This window comes from Bartonella sp. MU70NMGDW, from assembly GCF_042194085.1.
GTDB classification, from domain to species: domain Bacteria; phylum Pseudomonadota; class Alphaproteobacteria; order Rhizobiales; family Rhizobiaceae; genus Bartonella; species Bartonella grahamii.
Map to the genome: position 1 here is coordinate 1 of NZ_JBHIMK010000203.1, position 2,176 is coordinate 2,176.

General features: G+C 39.5%; 2 protein-coding genes, 1 tRNA gene and 1 pseudogene. 2 read left to right on the forward strand and 2 right to left on the reverse strand.

Going from position 1 to position 2,176, the window contains the following annotated elements:
* Nucleotides 1–311: 311 nt before the first annotated feature.
* Together ACFIKE_RS09730 and ACFIKE_RS09735 are read left to right on the forward strand one after the other, a co-directional pair.
* Nucleotides 312–602: a glyoxalase gene (locus ACFIKE_RS09730; protein ID WP_375649625.1), complete on the forward strand. Its 291-nt coding sequence runs from the start codon at nt 312–314 to the stop codon at nt 600–602.
* Nucleotides 603–1,200: 598 nt separating this feature from the next.
* The gene (locus ACFIKE_RS09735; RefSeq protein WP_375649627.1) at nt 1,201–1,374 is read left to right on the forward strand and encodes a hypothetical protein; all 174 of its coding nucleotides are present in this window, start codon (nt 1,201–1,203) and stop codon (nt 1,372–1,374) included.
* A 394-nt stretch (nt 1,375–1,768) separates the two neighbouring features.
* On the opposite strand, the gene ACFIKE_RS09740 is transcribed toward ACFIKE_RS09735, so the two are convergent.
* Together ACFIKE_RS09740 and ACFIKE_RS09745 are read right to left on the reverse strand one after the other, a co-directional pair.
* Nucleotides 1,769–1,842 (reverse strand) — tRNA-Gln (locus ACFIKE_RS09740).
* A 64-nt stretch (nt 1,843–1,906) separates the two neighbouring features.
* A pseudogene (locus ACFIKE_RS09745) lies at nt 1,907–2,176 on the reverse strand (iron ABC transporter ATP-binding protein); the annotation flags it as partial.

Here is a 2,176-nt window from a genome sequence, read left to right on the forward strand (position 1 = left end):
AAGATTGACGGAGTCAGAGTCCGCTGTTCTACCATTAAACTATTCCCCAATAAGCAATTTTACCATCTCTAGCAGATTCTACAGTGTAGGCAAGCGCAAAAAATCTTTATGATTATCGATAATAAAGAGCGATAGGGATGTCATTATAATCCCAGTAGTGGTGACCCCGATATTTTAGCATATAGCAATAAGGGAGTAAAAACATATAAGTAAAGCACACCGCGAACGGAAGCATCACAAACTCTTGTTGGAATATTCCCTAGTATAGGTATATGCCTGTCAGGCAGTCGCTACTAAATCATGAAGAATTCATGAGTAATATCCTCACTTATCCTGTTACCCCAAACCTGCAGTTGGTATACGTATCAAATGTGGAGCATTCTACTGCTTTTTACAAATTCATCTTCAAGAAAGAGCCTGTATTCATCTCACCACGCTATGTTGCATTTGCTTCTTCGGGTGATGCACTCTTTGCTCTCTGGTCTGGGGGCGATGCGCCTGAGGAAAATGTGCCTCGTTTTTCAGAAATCGGCATTATGTTGCCTAAGGGAGAGGACGTAGATAAGCTCTATGCGGAATGGCAAGAGCAAACCACCGTTTAGATAAATGTCTTAAAGGAACCGTATACTGATGTATTTGGACGTACCTTCCTAATCAAAGATCCAGACGGACATATTATTCGTGTTTGTCCACTGGATTAAAAAGCCTGAGATCCGATCTTTAATCGTCTGAATTATAATAATTGTCTGTTTCTAAAACCTATAAGCTATGCACGCTAGAGGCTCACTTACGACGCGTGGCTTATCCGTTCGGTGCTGTTTCATTATATTTAGCCCCAAAACCTGCCTGTTCCCACAGGCGGTCTAATTGGCTTGGACATCAGTTGGCGTTATTACATGGCCAGTGATCAGTACCTGTAAATCATAGAAGCTATCCCTCATCGCCTTATGTGGAGTCTTTTGTTGGAATGGGAGGCATATTCTGTACAAGGAAATTCATATCTTTATATGAAGTCATCAATAATCGCTCAGGTGATGTGCTGAATTTTTTCGGGTTATCACCTTTTTATGGATCTGTCGCAGTTCCAGATAAGCAGCCGTGAAGAGTTTCAACGTTTCGCTTTATAAGACCTAAACACCCTCACGTTTAGAGCGGGCTTCACGGTTTTTATATCTCTAGCGTTTGAGTTTCGCTGGTCAGGTGGACAAACGAACATTTGGCGTTGATTCTAATCGTAGTGCACGGTTTAATTCGTTGAAACTTGAAAGCGTATTAAAGCTTTACCGCCGCTTAGCGGGTGTTACCATTGAACATTTAGACTGGTCTGATTTTATTGTGCGGTATGACCGTCCAAACACTTTAATTTTATCTTGATCCGCCTTACTGGGGTGTTGAGGATTACTATAGAAAGGATTTGTTTAAGCGAGAGGATTACCAGACGATGTTTGCTCTGCTTGCGCAATTAAAGGGAAAGTTTCTTCTCTCTCAATGATGTGCCTCAGATCCGAACAATCTTTAGCCAATTTAAGATAAAAGTGGTTGGCACATATCTTATACATATCTTATACATGTGGTTCAAAGAATCCGCTCTGGCTCAAGAGCTTATCATCTCAAATTGCGATTTTTAGAGGAAGAGAAAAATATGCATTAAAGGGGTTTTAAATAACTCTTGAAAGGTTTTTGAAGATCCTTTGAAAAAAAATAAATTGATGCAAAACCTGCTTTCAAATTATATAAACCCCGATGGCAAGCTAAAATCATTAAATACTGGCTGGGGAACTTGGATTCGAACCAAGATTGACGAAGTCAAAGTCCGCTGTTCTACCATTAAACTATTCCCCAATAAGCCAATTTTACTATCCCTAGCAGATTCTATAGTGCATGCAAGCGCAAAAAATCTTTATGGTTATCGATAATAAAGGGCGATAGGGATGTCATTGATTGTTTTGATTTGAATATCGACATCATAAATGTCTTTAAGAATTTCTGGTTGCATAATTTCTTTGGGAGTTCCACAATAGGCTGCTTTCCCATTTTTCAGTGCAACAATCATATCTGAATAAGATGATGCAAAATTAACATCGTGCATAACAATAAGAATGGTTTTTTTCAGTTCATCAGCTGTGCGGCGTAACTGCTTCATCATAGAAACGGCATGTTTCATATCCAGATTGTT

Coding starts and splice junctions, on each gene's coding strand:
- ACFIKE_RS09730 (WP_375649625.1), top strand. CDS start 312: ATGAGTAATATCCTCACTTATCCTGTTACCCCAAACCTGCAGTTGGTA.